Here is a 16,869-nt window from a genome sequence, read left to right as displayed (position 1 = left end):
ACTGGGAGCTGGTGGGCAAGAAGGAGCTGTACATCCCGTACAACGCCTACGCCCTGCGTCGCGGTGACCTGAAGTACACCGATATCATCAAGCCCGGCCACATGGACCCGCAGTACCTGCGCTATGAACTGCACCGGGTCTGGGTAGTCGAGGCCACGCTCAAGGAAGATGCACGGCACATCTATGCCCGGCGCACCTTCTATGTCGACGAGGACACCTGGCAGATCGCCGTGGTGGACCACTACGACGGCCGCGGCGAGTTGTGGAAGATGAAGGAGGGGCACAAGGTTGAGCACTACCAGGTGAAAGTGCCCTGGATTGCGGCGGAAGCCCTGCACGACCTGATCTCCGGTCGCTATGTGGTCATTGGCCTGGACAACGAGGAGAGCGGTTACCAGTACGACTTCGACTACGTCGGTGACTTCGAGGACTTCACCCCGGCCGCCCTGCGTCGAGCCGGCCGGCGCTAGGGCCTCCGCCATGGCTTATCTGAGTGCTCTGGCGCGGTCCCTGGGCCTGGCCACCATTGCCGTCTGTTTCCTCCTGCCCGCGCAGCTGCGGGCAGCGGAGGACTTCGCCTTCCTGCCCGCGGTGACCTTCGACGACCCCACCCGTATGCAGCTGCTGGATATCACCCGTGCGGGCGACCGCCTGGTGGCCGCTGGTGAGCGCGGGGTAATCATTGTCAGCGACGATGACGGCGGCAGCTGGCGCCAGGCCTCGGTGCCGGTCAGCGTCACGCTGACCTCGCTGCACTTCCCGCAGCCGCAGCTGGGCTGGGCCGTGGGCCACTCCGGCGTCATTCTCCACAGCAGCGATGGCGGCGACAGCTGGACCCTGCAGTTCGACGGCAATGCGGCCAACCGCAAGTATCTCGCGTGGGCGCAACAGCGGGTAGAGGAACTGGAACCGGCGCTGGCTGAGACAGAGGACGACGCGGCGCTCGAGGAGCTGGAGTTCGCGCTGGAAGAGGCCAGTTTCGCAGTGGAGGACGCCACGGATGCCATTGATACCGGCCCCGCGGACCCGTTCCTCGATGTCATGTTCCTGAATGCCAGCACCGGCTTCGCGGTGGGGGCCTACGGCATGTTGTATCGCACTGACAACGGCGGCAGTGACTGGGAAATCGCCATCGGCGGGATCGACAACCCGGACCGTTTTCACTATTACGCGCTGGCGGTGGATGCCGGCGGTCGCCTTTATCTCAGCGGCGAAGCCGGGCTGTTGTACTACTCCAGCGATAGCGGTAACAGCTGGGAGCGGGTCGAAGACCTCTACGACGGCACGCTGTTTGGCGTTGCGGCGCAGGGGGATCAGCTCTACGCCTACGGCCTGCGCGGCCACGTATTTCGTTCCGCGGACGGCGGCGTGAGCTGGGAGGAGGTCGACAATCCGGAGCGCTACAGCCTGTACGGCGGCACCCGGCTGGCGGACGGCCGGGTCCTGATGGTGGGCTCCGGTGGCCTGGTCCTCGCCAGCGTTGAAGGCGGCGGTGTCCGCGGCTGGCGCCATCCGTCCCGTTCCAGCCTGTCTTCGGCGGTCACTGCCGCCAGCGGCGATATCCTGCTGGTGGGCATGGCCGGGTTGTTACCCCTGAGTGAGGCAGAATCCCTGTGACCGACCACGAAAGTACCCGGGAAGAACCGGAAGACGGCAAGCTGCGACCACTGCTGGGCACCGTGCTGATGGGGGCGCGCCTGCCCCTGATCCTGCTGTTTGCGCTGGCGACGGTGTTCTTTGCCTGGCAGGCCAGCCAGCTCAAGCCGGATGCCAGCTTCGAGAAGATGCTGCCGATATCGCACCCGTTCATCCAGAACTTCCTCTACCGTCAGGATGATCTCAAGGGGCTGGGCAACTCGGTACGCATAATTGTCGAGACCCGCGAGGGCGACATCTTCAGCGCTGAATTCCAGGACCTGCTGCAGCGCATCACCGACGAAGTGTTCTATATCAACGGCGTCGACCGCTCTGCGCTGCAGTCCCTGTGGACCCCCAATACCCGCTGGATGGAAGTCACCGAGGAGGGCTTCGTCGGCGGCGCGGTCATTCCCGATGACTACGACGGCAGCGAGCGGGCGCTGACAGCGCTGCGCGAGAACGTCCTCAAATCGGGCCAGATAGGGCGTATTGTCGCCAACAATTTCAAGTCCACCATCATCGTTGCACCCCTGATCGAGACCGACCCGACCACCGGCGAACGGCTGGACTACGCCCGCTTTTCCCGGGACCTCGAGGAGCTGGTCCGGGACAAATACAGTTCGGACACCATCAACATCCGCATCACCGGCTTCGCCAAGCTGATCGGCGACCTGATCGAAGGCGCTACGCTGGTGGGGCTGTTTTTCCTGGTGGCGTTTGCGATTACCGCGGTGATGCTGTTCATCTACTCCCGCTGCGGCTGGCTCACCTCCGCCGCGCTGCTCTGTTCCACGGTGGCCGTGGTCTGGCAAATGGGCCTGCTCAAGCTCATGGGCATGGGGCTGGATCCGTATTCGATGCTGGTGCCGTTCCTGGTATTCGCGGTGGGTGTCAGCCACTCGGTCCAGATCATCAATCGCTTCGGCAATTTCATTTATCACAAGGTGTCGCGGATCGAAGCGGCGCGGCTGACCTTCATACGCCTGTCCAAGCCGGGCTTTGTGGCGCTGGTGAGCGACGGCGTGGGCTTTTTCACCCTGCGGGTGATCGACATCCCGGTGATCCAGGAACTGGCGGTGGTGGCTGCCACCGGGATTGCCGTACTGGTATTGACCAACCTGCTCCTGCTGCCCCTGGTGCTGACCTTTACCGGCATTTCCGACCGCTGTGTCAGCTACCGCTCCGCCAAGGAAAACAGCCGCTTCAGCCACTGGCGCCTGCTGGCGAAGACTACCCGCCGGGGACCGGCGATTACCATCCTCGCGGTGTGCGCGGTGATGTTTGCCGGCGGCCTCTACTACGGCCAGTTCCAGAAGATCGGTGACCTCGACCCGGGTGCGCCGGAATTGCGCCCCGATTCCCGCTACAACAAGGACAATGCCTTTCTCACCCGCAATTATTCCACCAGTACCGACGTGTTCGTGGTGATGGCGAGCACCGGCGTGCAGCAGTGCGGCAGTTACGAGTTCGTGTCGGCGGTGAACTATTTCCAGGGCGTGATGGAGACCGTGCCCGGGGTGCAGTCCGCCATGTCCCTGGTCGATGTGTCCAAGCTGGCCATCCAGGGCATGAACGAGGGCAGCCCGAAGTGGCATGAAACCAGTCGCAATCGCTATATTCTCAACAATTCCCTGAGCAGCGCACCCAATATGCTGCGCAATACCGACTGCTCCATGGCCCCTGTCATCCTGTTCCTGGATGATCACAAGGCCGACACCCTGGACGGCGTGGTCGCCGAGGTGGCGCAGTTCGCCGACACCTACAACAGTGACGATCTCCAGTTTGAAATGGCCGCGGGCAATGCCGGGGTCGAGGCCGCGACCAATATCGTCATCCGCGATGCCCAGATCAAGATGCTGCTGTGGGTATACGGTGTGGTGATTGCGCTGTGCCTGCTCAACTTCCGCTCCCTGCGCATTACCGCCTGCATCATCGTCCCGCTGATGCTGACCTCGGTGCTGGGCCAGGCCCTGATGGCGGCGCTGGGTATTGGCGTCAAGGTCGCCACTTTGCCGGTGATCGCCCTGGGCGTGGGCATCGGGGTGGACTACGGTATCTACATCTACTCTTCGCTACAGTCCTATCTGCGTCACGGCGAGTCGCTGGAGAACGCCTATTTCTACGCCCTGAAGTCCAGCGGTACGGCGGTGGCATTTACCGGCCTCACCCTGGCGGTTGGCGTCGGTACCTGGATGTTCTCGCCGATCAAGTTCCAGGCCGACATGGGCCTGATGCTGACCTTCATGTTCTTCTGGAACATGGTGGGGGCGCTGCTGTTCCTGCCCGCCCTGGCCTGGCTGCTGTCGCCCCGCGGCAGCAAGGCCTAGCGGCCGGCGGCGGTCACTCCCGGACCCGATAGGCCAGCAGCAGGTTGCCCGGCAGCTGGCCAAACATGCTGTAGCCGGACTGCACGTACAGCCAGCCATCGGCCACCACCTGGCCGCCCACATCGATTGCGCCACCGTGGCCGGCGAGGCCGTTACTGGCAGTGACCGGTACCGCCGTCGCTGTTTCCCACAACACTTCGCCCGTGGCCAGGTCGAAAGCCCGAACCCGGCCATCGAGGCCGGCACTGAAGGCCAGTTCCGGGGTCACCGTGGGGGCGGCAGAGAGCCCGTAGTAGAACGAACACCGGTACTGTTCCTGCAGCGGCTGGCCGCCACCGGCGCGGACCTGGGCCAGGCCCACCAGGGGCCGGTGCTGGTTGGGGAAGTCGCAGCCGCGGCTGACCGGATGCTGCCACGCCAGGGCGCCGGTAGTGATATCCACGGCGTACAGGCCGGGCGCGGGCGTATAGCCGGGTGTGTCCCGCTCCGGATCGGCAACGGGTGCGACCAGGCGTGTACCAGAGAGGCCCATGCCCCAGTGGATACCGCCGTTGGTGGTGCCCTGGCTGATCCGCCGCGACCACAGGCGCTCTCCCGCGGCGCCAACAGGATCGGGATTGAGGGCGTGGATCGCCCCCGATTTTTGCCCCGCGAGCAGCAGCTGACCACCGTCGGGGAGATCCGCGATGATCACCGAGGCGCCGAAATCGAAGTCCGGTCCCGGCTGCTTCGGGCAGTTGGCGCCCGCGTTCTGGCAGGCCGCATTCCAGACATCGTCGGCGGTGGCCTGGAAAATCCACGCCGGTTCGCCACTGTCCAGATCCAGGGCGACGATGGCGTCGCTGGTGCCGGTGGCGGGGCGCGACAGGTTCTGGCCGGTACCGATATAGAGCCGGTTGCGGGCAGTGTCGATGGCCGGAGTGGTCCACACCACGGCGCCCGACGGCCCGTACTGGTCGACGCCGTCCGCGTTCTGGCCCTGCAGGGTGGCATCGGCTGTGGCGTGCCACGCCCACAGCTGCTTGCCGCTGCGGGCGTCCAGGGCCAGCACCGCACCGTGGGAGCGGCAGCAGGTGTAGTCGGGGCTGCCCGCCACCGCAACCTCGTAGGAGGACACCGGCACATACAGGCGGTCGTTGTGGAAACTGATGGAGCCGGTGACCACCGAGGTGTCGAATACCCGGGCCGAGCCCTGCCACACCGTGTCCAGGGTCTCCGGGTCCAGGGCGAACAGATTGGCCAGCGAATCGGCGAACACCAGCAGGCGACGGCCGTCTGTCAGCTCTGCCACCGTGATCGCGGAGCGCACACCGGCCAATATCTCGGTATGCCCGCGCAGGCAGCCGCTGTTGCGGTCCAGCGCATAGAGCATGCCGGCGCGATCACCCAGGTACAGGGTGTCGCCGATAATTGCCGGCTGGGAGCGCATGTCCGTGACCCGCGGCAGGGCCAGGCTCCAGGCCAATTCCAGGGAGCCGACGTTGCTGCGGTCAATGCCGGCCGCCTCGGTGTCCAGGAAGCGCCGGTTGTCCGGCCCCAGGCCCCAGTGGCCAACGCGCACAGGACGCTCGCCGGTGTCGGTTGCCTCGCAGGCAATCCCGTCCATCCAGTCGTATACGCCCTCTGCGGAATCGGTCAGGTAGATACCGATCAGCCCCCTCTGCTGTTTGCTCAGGTGAGCCGCCATGGGCTGCATCTTGCCGAACTCCAGGGACACCATGATGCCCTCCCGCGAGAGATTGCCCAGGGCCTGGCGGGTGGGCGCCTTCATCGCCGGATTCTCGTGGCACTCGGCGCAGTGCCGCTGGTACAGGCGGCCACCGAGCCAGGCCAGCGGCAGTTTGTCGGCGTGGCGCATGGCCAGGGTTTCCACGGTTCGCGCCGGGTGCTGGAACAGGCCCTCGCTGCCGAGCCAGGCGGCGATGCCGGCGCTCAGCAGCAATATGGCAAGCAGGGTCTTTTTCATTGTGGGAGCCCGAATGCGTAGAGATAGTCGCCGCTGCCGCGGTTGAACATGGCGTGGCCGCCGGCGTTGATCACCAGGTACTGGCGGCCGCGATAGCTGTAGGTCATGGGGGTGGCGGTGGCGTCCACCGGCAGGGTATGGCGCCAGAGGGTGGCGCCGTTGGCGCTATCGAAGGCGCGGATCTGCCGGTCCATGGTGGCGCCGATAAAGAACAGGCCGCCCGCCGTGGCGATGCCGCCACCCAGGTTCGGTGTGCCCCACTCGATGTGCAGCGGCGCCCTGACCGGGCCCATTTCATGCACGGAGCCCAGCGCCGTTTCCCAGAGGATGCGCCCGCCGTACAGGTCCACTGCCAGCAGTTTGCCCCAGGGTGGCGGGTTGCAGGGCAGGCCGAGGAAGGATTGCAGGCTCTCTATCTCAATCGCGTAGGGCGTCCCCGCCATCGGCACCCGAAACCGCTTGCCGGCAGTCGGCAGCTCCCGCCCACCGGGGTCATCGGCAACCGGAACCAGTCGGCCGGTAAATGCCACATTGTTGACGTTGACCAGCAGCACACCCCGCCCGGGAAGCAGCGCGCCGCCGCCCCAGTTGGGCCCGCCCAGACTGCCCGGATACATCAGGGTCCGGGTCTCGCTGAGCGGGGTGAACAGGCCCAGGTTGTGCAGCGCCGCCAGCTGGCGTCGACAGTGACCGCGATCCAGCGGTGTCAGTCCCCAGGCATCACCGGGCATCAGGAAGCCGTCCAGCAGGGGTGGCGGAGCGATGGGTTTGGGCTGGGTACGCGCGGTGATCTCTCCGGGAATCTGCGATGGGGGCACGGGTTGTTCGGTGATTTCCCACAGGGATGTCCCCGTGAGCCGGTTGAGCACGAACACGAAGCCCTGTTTGGTCACCTGCGCCAGCGCGGGTACCCGTGCGCCGTCGCGCTGCCAGTCGAACAGGATCGGCTGGGCCGGAGTATCGTAGTCCCAGAGATCGTGGCGCACATGCTGGAAGTGCCAGCGCACGGCGCCGCTGCCAAGCTCCAGGGCGACCACACTGTTGGCGTACAGATTGTCGCCCGGGCGGGCGGCGCCGTAATAGTCGGGAGACGGTGCGCTGGTGGGCAGGTACACCAGGCCATGCTCCGCATCCACCGACATCGGTGCCCAGACATTGGCGCTGCCGCTGTCGGGGTGACCCGCCAGGGGATCGAACTGCCACAGGGGAGCCCCGCTGTGGCTGGCGAACGCCTGCACCACGCCCCGCGGGGTGGTGGCACGGGTGAAGTCGATCACTGTGGACCCGGTGACCACCACGCCATTGGCAATCACCGGTGCGGATGAATTGCTGATCTCCCCCGGGGCCTGGCCGCTGCTGCCATACAATGCCACCCGGCCGTTGTCACCGAAGCCGCTACAGGGTTTGCCGTCGACGGCGTCGATAGCCCACAGCTGACGGTCGTGGGTGGCCAGGAACAGGCGCTGTCGGCAGTGTTCGCCGGCGGCGGTCTCCCGGTCCTCGGCGTAGCTGACGCCCCGGCAGCGGAAAGGGCGATCGCCGCCGCGGTCGATTCCGGGATCGAAATCCCAGCGCTGCACGCCGCTGCCGGGGTCCAGGGCAATGACGCGGTTGAAGGGAGTGCAGTACACCAGGCTGGCGCCCGCAGCCTCGGGCAGCAGAATGGGCGTGCTCTGGGCGGAGGTCTGTGCCATGGCCGCGCCGAAGGTTTCGCTGTCGCCGCTGCGGAACGCCCAGGCGACCTGCAGCTGCGCCACGTTGTCGCGGGTGATCTGGTCCAGAGGGCTGTAGTGGCTGCCGCCGGCATCTCCGCCGTAGACCGGCCAGTCGCTGGCCGCGACGCTGCCGGCACACAGCGCCAGCAACAGCCATCGAAAACCCGCGCCGGCCAAGGTCATTACTCCGCCAGCGGGGTGATGCGCAGCAGCGTTGGTACGCCGCCCTCGGTTTGCCAGGTGGGGAAATGGGAGTTGCTGGTGTAGATGGCGCCGCTGTCATCGGCCACTTCGATATCCCGGGTAAAGAAGCGCTGCCGCGGCATCGGGTACACCCGCCAGCGCTCGCTGGCGATGTCGAAACTCATGATGGTGTCGGACTGGTTGCCGTTGACCCACACCGTGCCCCGTTCGCGGTCGACGTTGAGGGCGTAGGGAATCTCGTTGCGTACCGGCAGCGGATAGTCTGTGAAAGTGTCGCTGGCCGGGTCGTACTGCACCAGCAGGGAGTCCTGGAAAGCCACGATCCACAGCTTGCCGTCGGCATCGGCCCGCAGCCGCCGCGGTCCCTCGAAAGGAAAGTCGATCATGGTGACCTCGTCGGTCGCGGGATCAATGACCGCCAGGTCGTTGGCGTAGAGCCGCGCTACCCAGACCCGGCCGTCCGGCGCCACGTCAATGCCGTACGGCATTGGCAGGCCCGTGCCCTCCCGGTCCGGCGCCGGTTGCGGGCGCCGCTCCGGATCCATCCAGAAGATGAACGGCAGCACTTTCAGCACCAGCCATTCGCGGATGCTGCGCGCGGGCAGGTCGTAGAGGGTGAACTCGCCGCTGTCGCGGTCGAAGCGCGCGACCTGGGAGGACAGGGCCAGGGTAAACCAGACCCGGTCCTGGTCATCGGTACGAATGGTGTGGGGGTAGTAGCCCGCGTCCATCTCGTGAATGGTGAAGGCCTTGGTTTCGGGATTGAATTCCAGCAGCGCCTGCTGCATGGACGGGGTGATGAAAATATTGCCGTCGCGCTTCGAGTAGGCGAAGGAGTGGACGCCCATGGTGTTGTCCATCTTGGGAAACACGGTGAAGCGGTTGCCGAGAATGCCGCCGGTGGTGTCGCCGTCACGGTGCGGCACCTTGTATACGGTGTAGTCGCCGGTGTCCGGATTGACCTCGTAGATCCGGTCGAAAAGGTTGTCACCCACGTAGACAAAACCATTGGGGTGCAACAGGAAGTCATGCATTTGCGAGAAGCCGTCGCCAATGGGCCACTCGGTTATCTCGTAGTCTGCGAGGTAGGGGTCCCAGGGCCGCGGTTCGGGCACCTGCTGCGGGTTCTCGCGCAGTTCCCGCAGTTCCCGCTGCAGCAGCTCCGCAATGCGCTGGTGGTCCTCTGCCGGCAGCCGCGCGCCGTAGCTGTTCATGCGCTCGAACACGCCGAGCCACTGTTCCACCGTGCGCTCGTTGCGCATGAAGGGCGAGGCCTGCTGGTGACAGAAGGCACAGTTGAGCTGGAAGGTTTTCTTCAACCCGGCGTCGCCACCGAATCGCAGCTGCGACAGCCAGACATTGGAGGGAAAGCTGGCGATGTATTGTTCCCGCGACATGGGCTGCAGCACCACTTCGGTAGGGCCTTCGCCGGCAGGTGCCGAGAGGGTCGCGTCGATAAAACCCCGGGCGCGTACGCGGATACTGTGGGCGTCAAGGGGGGCTGCAAAACTGGCCCGGCCAGCGGCATCGGTGAAGCGGGTGAGCGTGACCGCCGCGCGATTGGTGACGCCGTGGGGCGGGTACCCCATGTCGCCGAGGGTGACCTCCGGGGCTGCCAGGGGACTGGCGGTGACCATGGCCGGGCTGACGGGCTCGCCGGCGGCATCGGTAACCAGGAAGTCCGCCGCGTGACTGCCGCTGGAAGCCAGTAGCAACAGTGTCAGCCAGGATTGCTTTATGGTCATTATTCGCACCTTTGCAGAGCAGGGGTGCTTTGTAGCATTTTTGGCGTTTTGCTACAAAGCGGGATATGTCTTTGCAGCTCAGTTAAAGTATTGGCAGAAATGCCGGCCTGATCCCGGTGGTAGCGGCCTGCACCGCATGACTCTATACTCACAGCTGTTCGCGACCAAACAGCGGGCAGGTGTAACAGGCGAGGGTGTGCAGATTGGAAGACAGGAACAAAACGCAGGATTCGTCAACCGATGACGGCGTGGGTGTGCCTGACGCTGACGCCACCGAGATCAACCCGGAAGGGTCGCTGCCCGGTGAACGGGAAGCACCATCCCAGTCTCCCCCGGGTGATTACACGGAGTACCAGAGCGCCACCCAGACGTCGACCGGCTTCGACAAGGCCCGCCAGCTGGCGCAGAAGGCGCGCTCGGAGAGTGGCCGCCTGCTGAAGAAGCGCTTTGTCCTGGAGGATGTGCTGGGGGAGGGGGGCATGGGCCTGGTGTACAAGGCCCGCGACCTGCGCAAGGTTGAAGCGGAAGATCGCAACCCTTATATCGCAGTCAAAGTGCTGGGACAGAATTTCAAGGACCATCCCCAGGCTTTCGTCTCTCTGCAGCAGGAAGCAGTGAAGTCGCAGAAGCTGGCGCACCCGAACATCGTTACCGTGCATGACTTTGACCGCGACGGCAACACGATCTTCATGACCATGGAGCTGTTGAAGGGCGATCCCCTGGACAGTCTGTTGCAGCTGGAAGCCCCGTTCAGCAAGGAAGTGGCCATGCGCTACTTCAACGATCTCTGCTCGGGCCTGGACTATGCCCACAAGCGCGGCCTGATCCATTCCGACTTCAAGCCCGGCAACATTTTTGTCACTACCGGCGGCACGGTCAAGATCCTCGATTTCGGTATCGCCCGCGCCGCCAACAAGAGCGCGGTCAGTCACGACTACGACGCCGGTGACCTGGGTGCGCTGACCCCCGCCTACGCCACCGTGGAGATGGCCCGGGGAGAGCCGCCCAGTTTCAGCGATGATGTCTATGCCCTGGCCTGCGTGCTCTACATCATGCTGACCGGTGAACACCCCTATGGCCGCAAGAGCGCCGCGGATGCGCTGGCGGAGCACCTCAAGCCGCCTCGTCCTGCGGTACTCAACAATCGTGAATGGCAGGCGCTGAGCGCCGCCCTGAATCCGGAGAAGAGCCGGCGCCCGGCCACTATCGACGCCTTTCGCAATGCGATGCTGCCACCGAAACGCGGCGGGAGTCTGAAGGGGATTGTGGCGCTGGGGCTGGTGTTGGTCGTCGCCGGGGGCTGGTTTGGTTACCAGCAAATGCAAGCCGGGCAGGAGCAACAGCGGGTTATCGACACCCGGATGCAGGCCGCCAAGGACTGCTTTTACAGCCAGGACTACAAGTGCACCATCGAAAACGCGCTGGTAGTGCGCAATTTGGCACCACAGCACCCCGAAGCGGGCCAGTTGCTGGCGGCGGCAGAGAGTGCCCAGGCGGAGGCGCAGCAGGAGCAACTGGTCAGCACCCGCCTCGCGGACGCCGAGGCCTGCTTTGACGCGGGTGATTACGCCTGCGCCGGCAGCCGGCTGCGCGCCCTGCTGGACCTGGTGCCGGGCCAGGCACAGGCCACTCTGCTGCTGCAGCGGGTCGAGCGGGAGCTTGCCCGCCAGACCATTGCCGGGCACCTGCAGGCTGCGCGCAGCTGCGTTGACGGCGGTGACATTGATTGCGCGCGTGTTGCCCTTGCCAGTGCCCGCGAAGCCGGTGCCCAGCCGGCGGAACTTGAGGCGTCCCAGCGCGCAGTGGATGCCCTGGCCGCTGCCCTGATGGCCGCGGCCAGGGATCGCGAAGAGCGGCTGGCATTGCTGTTGGCCGAGGGCCGCGCTTGCCTGCGGATGAACGATTTTGCCTGCGTCGATGATCGGGTTGCCCAGCTCAGGTCCGCGGACGCCGACAACGCCGGCGCACTGGAATTACAGCAGTCCGCGGCGGCTGGGCGCGAGCAGCAGCGGTTCCGCGAGCAGACGGTGGCCGGCTTTCTGAAGGAGGCTGAAGACTGCTTTCAGCGCAAGAACTACAGCTGTACTATTGCCAAGTCGGAATCTGCGCTGGCAATCATTCCGGGGCACCCGGGTGCCCGGGCCCTGGTCCAGCGCGCGGATGAGGCGCAGAACAAGGCAAAAATGAACATTTCCATACAGTAAGCTATGGTTCAGGTAAAACAGCAGCCCACCTGGCTGCAGGGGGAAATACGATGAAAGCTGTTACCAGGATGGTCACCGGCCTCGGGCTCGCGCTGGGTGTGAGCAGTGCCAGCCAGGCCAACTTTTTCAAGGAGCTGGCGGACTCGGTGCAGCGCACTGCCGAGGATACGGTCAGGCAGGTGGTGGTTCAGACCACCAGCGACATGATCCGCGGGATGATCATCGGCTACACCACCACCCAGGTAAAGTCCGATCGCGAAGTGTCCGCCGAATTCGAAAAAGAAACCGGCAGCCTGCCGGTCAACCCCAAGGTCAGCGCCTATCGCAGCGAGATACTGCCGGGTACATCCGTGCGCCCGGGCACCGAAGTGCGGGTAAAGTCCCATATCGAGGTCGTGCCGGGGACCAGCGGTACCCGCGCTACCATCGAGGAAAAACTGACGATCTGGGACAACGACGACAACAGCATCGCGCTCAACAGCATGATCAAGGCGCCGGGTTCCAGCACCGCCAACGGTGGCGCCTTCACCAGTGAGTTCACCTTCACCTTGCCGGAAGGATTGCCGCAGGGTGTCTACCCGGTGAGCACGCATTTGTTGCTGAACGGCGAGCAGGTGGGTGACCAGAAGCACGGGTTGCAGCTGGTGCTGCAGGTCGATGGCAGCGGAGCAGTGCGGCTGGCGCGGGCCGGTTTTTAGGCTGCAGGCAGCCCGAAGCGCCGGCGCAGGAAACGCGCGATACCATCCTCGTCGTGGTGGCCGATCACCTCGGTCGCCACGTCCTTGACATAGTCCTTGGCGTTTTCCGGCGCATAGCACTCGTCCGCCAGGGCGAACATACTGAGATCGTTGTCGCTGTCGCCGAAGCACAGCACGCGGTTTATCCCCAGGTCCTCCTTCAACCGCGTCACGGCGTTGCCCTTGCTGGCATCGATGTGATGTATGTCGATCCATTTCAGTGCCGAGCCTTCGAGGGCGTCGCCGCTATAGGCCACCAGGCTGGCTTCATCCTCGACCATGCGGGCGACCGCAGCGATCGCCTCCGGCTTGCCCAGGGCGCTGACATTGGTGATGTCTGCATCCGCCGGCATCTTCTCCACGGCGAGCACGTCGACCTCCGAGCGCTTTTTGAACTCCTCCGCCAGGCGCCGCTCCACATCGTTGCGCAGCGGTGTGTGATAGATGGCGTGGTAGTTCCCGGGCGCCAGGGTGAAGATGAAGGGGGTGACATCCTGGGCCATCACCGCCGTCAGCACATGCTCGATCTCGCCCTGGGTCAGAAAGGTAGTGTGGCTGTAGTCCTCCGCCCGCGGGCACCAGATCACGGCGCCATTCTTGAACACCTGGGGCAGGGTAAAGCCGTGGCCCTGCAGGATATCGCGTGCGGCATGCAGGGTGCGACCGGTGGCCACGGTATAGGCGATGCCGTTTTCCGCCAGCAGGCGCAGGGTGTCCCGCGTGTAGGGGCTGATGCTTGAGCGGCTGTCGAGCAGAGTGCCATCGAGATCGAAAACAACCAGTTCCAAAATGACTCCAGGCGTGTGTCAGGGAAGGTAGTGCAGGCAAGCCGGGGAGGATAGCGGTTCGCCGGCTGGAGGTCGAGAACGCAGTGACTATGAAGTCGACAGGATCGGGGCAGCAGCCCTGCAAGCTGCCCGGGCCGTGCCCCTCAACGCTGTCTCTTCAGCTGGGCGGGCCGAAGGCGTATTCGCCGCCTTTCTCCAGTGCGCGCCGGTAGGCGGGGCGGGCGTGGATACGGCCGCGGAAGGCCGCGAGGTTGGGGTAGGGTTCCAGGGTATGCAGCAGTGGCGCAATCTCGGCGACAAAGGAGAGCTGGATGTCGGCCCCGGAGAAACTATTGCCGACCAGCCAGTCAACGCCCTCCAGCGCCGCATCGATATAGCCCAGGTGGCGTTCCAGTTCGTCGTTGATCCGCGGCTGCAGCTCAGCGCCCTTGTCCGGCAGGCGCGAGGTGTACATGCGCAGCATCAGCGGCAACATGGCGCTGCCCTCGGCGTAGTGCAGCCACTGCAGGTACTCTTCGTGCTCATCGCTGCCGGGTTCCGGCAGCAGGCGGCCGCCACCGTGGCGGCGCAGCACATAGTCGATAATGGCGCCGGACTCGATAATCACCCGGTCACCGTCCCCGAGCAGGGGCGACTTGCCCAGCGGGTGCACGGCTTCCAGTGCCGCGGGTGCCAGATTGGTGCCTGTATCGCGCTGGTAGCGGACGATTTTGTACGGTAGTTCCAGCTCTTCCAGCAGCCAGAGCACGCGCTGGGAGCGCGAGTTGTTGAGGTGGTGGACGACCAGCATGTCAGTACTCCCTCTGATGTTGTTATCCGTTGTCATCACAGGTTAGCACGCCTGCTACCAGGGGATGGTCTTATTGTCCCAGTCCAGGTAGGACAGTGCCGCATCCGGCCGCGCGGCGTCCATGATGGCCAGTAGCCTGTCGGCCACGAAATCCGGGGTGAACAGTTTTCCCGCCGGCACGTTGCCCTGGAAGGGGCGTGACAGCGCGGTATCGGTGGTGCCCGGGTGGAAGGCGATGAGCTTGGTCGCGGGGGCGCGGCGGGCCAGCTCCACGGCGGCAGTTTGCAGCAGCATGTTGAGGGCGGACTTGGAGGCGCGGTAGCCGTACCAGCCGCCCAGTCTGTTGTCGCCGATGCTGCCCACCCGTGCGCTCAGGGCGGCGATCACGCAATCCTGCTTGCGCCCGAGGCCTTTCGCCAGCGCCTGGAGCCACAGCATCGGGGTGATGCTGTTGGCGTAGAACAGCGTTTGCATCCAGTCCGCATCCAGCTGTTCCAGTGATTTCTCCGGTCCCCTGTCGCCCTGGTGCAGAATGCCGCTGCAGATCACGACCCTGGCCAGCTGACCGACCGCATCGCCCAATTCCTCGCGTGCCAGCGCGATGTCCCCGGCAGATCCGCCGCAGGGGAGCCAGCGCAGTTGCGCCGCGGTGTCCAGTGCCGCTGGTGGGGTCGCGGCACGGCTGACGCAGAACACCGTGTCGTAGCGGCTGTCTGCGAGCAGTCGCTGCGCTACCGCCGTGCCGATACCGCCCGAGGCGCAAATCACCAGCGCGCTGCGCTCAGTCGTCAAGCTCGAGCTCCCGTCGGATGGCATCCAGTGCGGCTGGCTGCCAGGCGGGTCCGGGTGGCAGATTGCCCCAGACCGGTCGCGGCCAGCAGGCATCGTCAGTCCTGCGGCCGACGACGTGCAGATGCATTTGCGGCACGACATTGCCCAGGGCGGCAAAGTTCACCTTGGGGTAGCCCTGCGACCGCTTCAGCCACTGCGACAGCGCCTGGCAGTCCGCCAGCACCTGCTGTAACTGGTGGGAGGGGAGATCCAGCAGGTCCGCATGCCCGGTTGCCGGCACCAGGATAAACCAGTGCAGGGCGGCATTGCGCGAGAGCAGCAGCTCTCCTCCCGCCATCGCGCCCAGGCGATGGCAGTCCGCCAGCAGCTGCGGGTGTAGCTCAGGCATCGGTATAGCGCTTGATGACCATTTTACCCAGGGCCATCTGGTGGACCTGGTCCGGGCCGTCCGCCTGGCGACACCAGCGGGCGTAGTTGAAGGCCTCGGCCATCATGTAGTCCTCGGTGAGGCCGCCGGCGCCGTGAATCTGCATGCAGCGGTCGATCACGTTCTGCATCAGCAGCGGCACCGTGCTCTTGGCGGCGGCGATATAGTCCAGGGAACCCTGCGGCGTCAGTTCGTCCATTTTGTGACAGGTTTTCAGCAGCAGCAGCCGGCCCATCTCGATGTCCGAGAAGCAGCGCGACAGGTCCTCGCGCACGGACTGGTGCTGGCTCAGCTTGCGACCGAAGGTGGTGCGGCTTTCTGCCCGCTGGCAGGCCAGTTCCAGCGAGCGCTGGGCCGCGCCAATTAAACGCATGCAGTGGTGGATCCGGCCCGGCCCGAGACGGCCCTGGGCGATCTCGAAGCCGCGGCCGGGGCCGAGCAGCATGTTGCCGGCGGGTACCCGCACGTTCTCGAACAGGATCTCCGCGTGCCCCAGCGGGGCGTCGTCGTAGCCCAGGGTGGTCAGCGGCCGCACCACGGTCAGGCCCGGAGTGCCCTTCGGTACCAGGATCTGGCTCTGCTGCAGGTGGCGGTTGGGGTTTTCCGGATCGGACTTGCCCATGACGATAAAAATTTGCGTGCGCTCGTACATGGCGCTGGTGATAAACCACTTGCGACCGTTGAGCACCCAGTGATCGCCGTCCTGATCGATGCGCAACTCCACGTTGGTCGCGTCGGAGGAGGCGACCTGGGGTTCGGTCATGGCGTAGGAAGAGCGGATTTCTCCCGCCAGCAGCGGCCGCAACCAGCGCTCCTGCTGCTCGGCGTTGCCGTAGCGCATCAGCACCTCCATGTTGCCGGTGTCCGGGGCGTTGCAGTTGAACACTTCCGGCGACCACAGCACCCGGCCCATCATTTCCGCCAGCGGCGCGTAGTCGAAGTTGCTGAAACCGTCGTGGTCGGCGAACTCCGCTTCGTGGGGCGAGATGAACAGGTTCCACAGGCCGGCCGCCTTCGCCTTCCCTTTCAGCTCGTCCATCAGCGGCAGGGCGGCAAAGCGCGAGGGCGCGTGATGCAGCTGCTCGGCGTAGGCGGATTCATTGGGGTAGATGTGTTCGTCCATAAACGCCTGCAGGCGTTCCTGGTAAGCGTATGACTGGTCACTGAAACTATACACGGTGTTCTCCTGGGCCGTTTTCGAGGCGCACAGTGTAGCCGCTGCCGGGGAGGGACGGAAATCGTGTTTGTGTGGTGATCTACCGGGTCTTCTGGCGGCGGCTGCCCGCTCAGTGGGACGCTTCGTTCGGTTGGCGACCTGAGGGCCGCTGTAACGCTTGATCGAACGTTCTGTTTGCGTGGCGGCCTGACGGCCGCTGCGATGTTCGGTGGAAGCTTCGTTTCCCTTGCGGCCTGACGGCCGCAGCGTCGCTCCCGGTCAGGAATAGCCTTTTTCTCCACTGCGGGCGCATGCGGCGCGCGTTCCTGCGGTGATCTTGCGCTGGCGTCTGGCGGCGCACGCTGCGAGCGGGCTTGGCA

The 16,869-nt window shown here is 64.9% G+C and carries 14 protein-coding genes; 6 read left to right on the top strand and 8 right to left on the bottom strand.

What is annotated here, in order from left to right; all coding sequences use genetic code 11:
• The 3 genes from RJQ10_RS01150 to RJQ10_RS01140 form a co-directional block, all read left to right on the top strand.
• On the top strand, window positions 1-470 hold a 470-nt coding region (locus RJQ10_RS01150; protein WP_350142776.1), incomplete at its 5' end, for a DUF1329 domain-containing protein.
• Window positions 471-480: 10 nt separating this feature from the next.
• On the top strand, window positions 481-1,617 hold the full coding sequence (locus tag RJQ10_RS01145) for a WD40/YVTN/BNR-like repeat-containing protein (RefSeq protein WP_350142774.1): 1,137 nt from the start codon (window positions 481-483) through the stop codon (window positions 1,615-1,617).
• Window positions 1,614-3,965 carry an efflux RND transporter permease subunit gene (locus RJQ10_RS01140; protein ID WP_350142772.1) on the top strand — a complete coding sequence of 784 codons (2,352 nt, stop codon included), beginning with the start codon at window positions 1,614-1,616 and terminating at the stop codon, window positions 3,963-3,965. Before RJQ10_RS01145 ends, RJQ10_RS01140 begins: the two co-directional genes overlap by 4 nt.
• Before the next feature lie 13 nt (window positions 3,966-3,978).
• Here RJQ10_RS01140 and RJQ10_RS01135 read toward each other — a convergent pair whose 3' ends face one another.
• The 3 genes from RJQ10_RS01135 to RJQ10_RS01125 are packed head-to-tail and all read right to left on the bottom strand — an operon-like array spanning window position 3,979 to window position 9,595.
• Window positions 3,979-5,931, bottom strand: coding sequence for an outer membrane protein assembly factor BamB family protein (locus RJQ10_RS01135; RefSeq protein ID WP_350142770.1), 1,953 nt, complete (start codon window positions 5,929-5,931; stop codon window positions 3,979-3,981).
• Complete coding sequence (locus tag RJQ10_RS01130; protein ID WP_350142767.1) at window positions 5,928-7,829, bottom strand: pyrroloquinoline quinone-dependent dehydrogenase; 1,902 nt, start codon at window positions 7,827-7,829, stop codon at window positions 5,928-5,930. The genes RJQ10_RS01135 and RJQ10_RS01130 overlap by 4 nt, the downstream gene beginning before the upstream one ends.
• A complete protein-coding gene (locus RJQ10_RS01125) occupies window positions 7,829-9,595 on the bottom strand; it encodes a lyase (protein ID WP_350142765.1) in 1,767 nt (588 codons plus the stop codon). The genes RJQ10_RS01130 and RJQ10_RS01125 overlap by 1 nt, the downstream gene beginning before the upstream one ends.
• Here RJQ10_RS01125 and RJQ10_RS01120 point away from each other — a divergent pair.
• The 3 genes from RJQ10_RS01120 to RJQ10_RS01110 are packed head-to-tail and all read left to right on the top strand — an operon-like array spanning window position 9,588 to window position 12,497.
• A complete protein-coding gene (locus RJQ10_RS01120) occupies window positions 9,588-9,839 on the top strand; it encodes a hypothetical protein (protein WP_350142763.1) in 252 nt (83 codons plus the stop codon). The genes RJQ10_RS01125 and RJQ10_RS01120 overlap by 8 nt on opposite strands.
• Window positions 9,840-9,849: 10 nt before the next feature.
• Window positions 9,850-11,799: a serine/threonine-protein kinase gene (locus tag RJQ10_RS01115; protein WP_350142761.1), complete on the top strand. Its 1,950-nt coding sequence runs from the start codon at window positions 9,850-9,852 to the stop codon at window positions 11,797-11,799.
• Window positions 11,800-11,849: 50 nt separating this feature from the next.
• The gene (locus tag RJQ10_RS01110; protein WP_350142759.1) at window positions 11,850-12,497 is read left to right on the top strand and encodes a hypothetical protein; all 648 of its coding nucleotides are present in this window, start codon (window positions 11,850-11,852) and stop codon (window positions 12,495-12,497) included.
• Here the strand turns inward: RJQ10_RS01110 and RJQ10_RS01105 are convergent.
• The 5 genes from RJQ10_RS01105 to RJQ10_RS01085 all read right to left on the bottom strand — a co-directional run bounded on the left by RJQ10_RS01105 (window position 12,494) and on the right by RJQ10_RS01085 (window position 16,510).
• Window positions 12,494-13,324: an HAD family hydrolase gene (locus RJQ10_RS01105; RefSeq protein WP_350142757.1), complete on the bottom strand. Its 831-nt coding sequence runs from the start codon at window positions 13,322-13,324 to the stop codon at window positions 12,494-12,496. The two genes, RJQ10_RS01110 and RJQ10_RS01105, sit on opposite strands and share 4 nt — an antisense overlap.
• Window positions 13,325-13,481: 157 nt before the next feature.
• A complete protein-coding gene (locus RJQ10_RS01100) occupies window positions 13,482-14,114 on the bottom strand; it encodes a glutathione S-transferase family protein (RefSeq protein WP_350142755.1) in 633 nt (210 codons plus the stop codon).
• 54 nt (window positions 14,115-14,168) lie between these two features.
• On the bottom strand, window positions 14,169-14,906 hold the full coding sequence (locus tag RJQ10_RS01095; protein WP_350142753.1) for an SDR family NAD(P)-dependent oxidoreductase: 738 nt from the start codon (window positions 14,904-14,906) through the stop codon (window positions 14,169-14,171).
• Entirely contained in the window at window positions 14,896-15,294 is a 399-nt protein-coding gene (locus RJQ10_RS01090; RefSeq protein WP_350142751.1) for an HIT family protein, read from the bottom strand. Before RJQ10_RS01090 ends, RJQ10_RS01095 begins: the two co-directional genes overlap by 11 nt.
• Window positions 15,287-16,510, bottom strand: a complete 1,224-nt coding sequence (locus RJQ10_RS01085; RefSeq protein WP_350142749.1) for an acyl-CoA dehydrogenase family protein — start codon at window positions 16,508-16,510, stop codon at window positions 15,287-15,289. The genes RJQ10_RS01090 and RJQ10_RS01085 overlap by 8 nt, the downstream gene beginning before the upstream one ends.
• Window positions 16,511-16,869: the final 359 nt, after the last annotated feature.

Source organism: Haliea sp. (genome assembly GCF_040222615.1).
In the GTDB taxonomy this organism is placed as follows: Bacteria; Pseudomonadota; Gammaproteobacteria; order Pseudomonadales; family Halieaceae; genus Haliea.
Note: the sequence above shows the minus strand (reverse complement) of the source record. Positions and strands in the feature narration are given on the sequence as shown.

Excerpts from the sequence above, each read along its gene's own strand:
- RJQ10_RS01135 (WP_350142770.1), bottom strand. The coding sequence starts at position 5,931 with ATGAAAAAGACCCTGCTTGCCATATTGCTGCTGAGCGCCGGCATCGCC.
- RJQ10_RS01145 (WP_350142774.1), top strand. The coding sequence starts at position 481 with ATGGCTTATCTGAGTGCTCTGGCGCGGTCCCTGGGCCTGGCCACCATT.
- RJQ10_RS01125 (WP_350142765.1), bottom strand. The coding sequence starts at position 9,595 with ATGACCATAAAGCAATCCTGGCTGACACTGTTGCTACTGGCTTCCAGC.
- RJQ10_RS01110 (WP_350142759.1), top strand. The coding sequence starts at position 11,850 with ATGAAAGCTGTTACCAGGATGGTCACCGGCCTCGGGCTCGCGCTGGGT.
- RJQ10_RS01120 (WP_350142763.1), top strand. The coding sequence starts at position 9,588 with ATGGTCATTATTCGCACCTTTGCAGAGCAGGGGTGCTTTGTAGCATTT.
- RJQ10_RS01100 (WP_350142755.1), bottom strand. The coding sequence starts at position 14,114 with ATGCTGGTCGTCCACCACCTCAACAACTCGCGCTCCCAGCGCGTGCTC.
- RJQ10_RS01090 (WP_350142751.1), bottom strand. The coding sequence starts at position 15,294 with ATGCCTGAGCTACACCCGCAGCTGCTGGCGGACTGCCATCGCCTGGGC.
- RJQ10_RS01130 (WP_350142767.1), bottom strand. The coding sequence starts at position 7,829 with ATGACCTTGGCCGGCGCGGGTTTTCGATGGCTGTTGCTGGCGCTGTGT.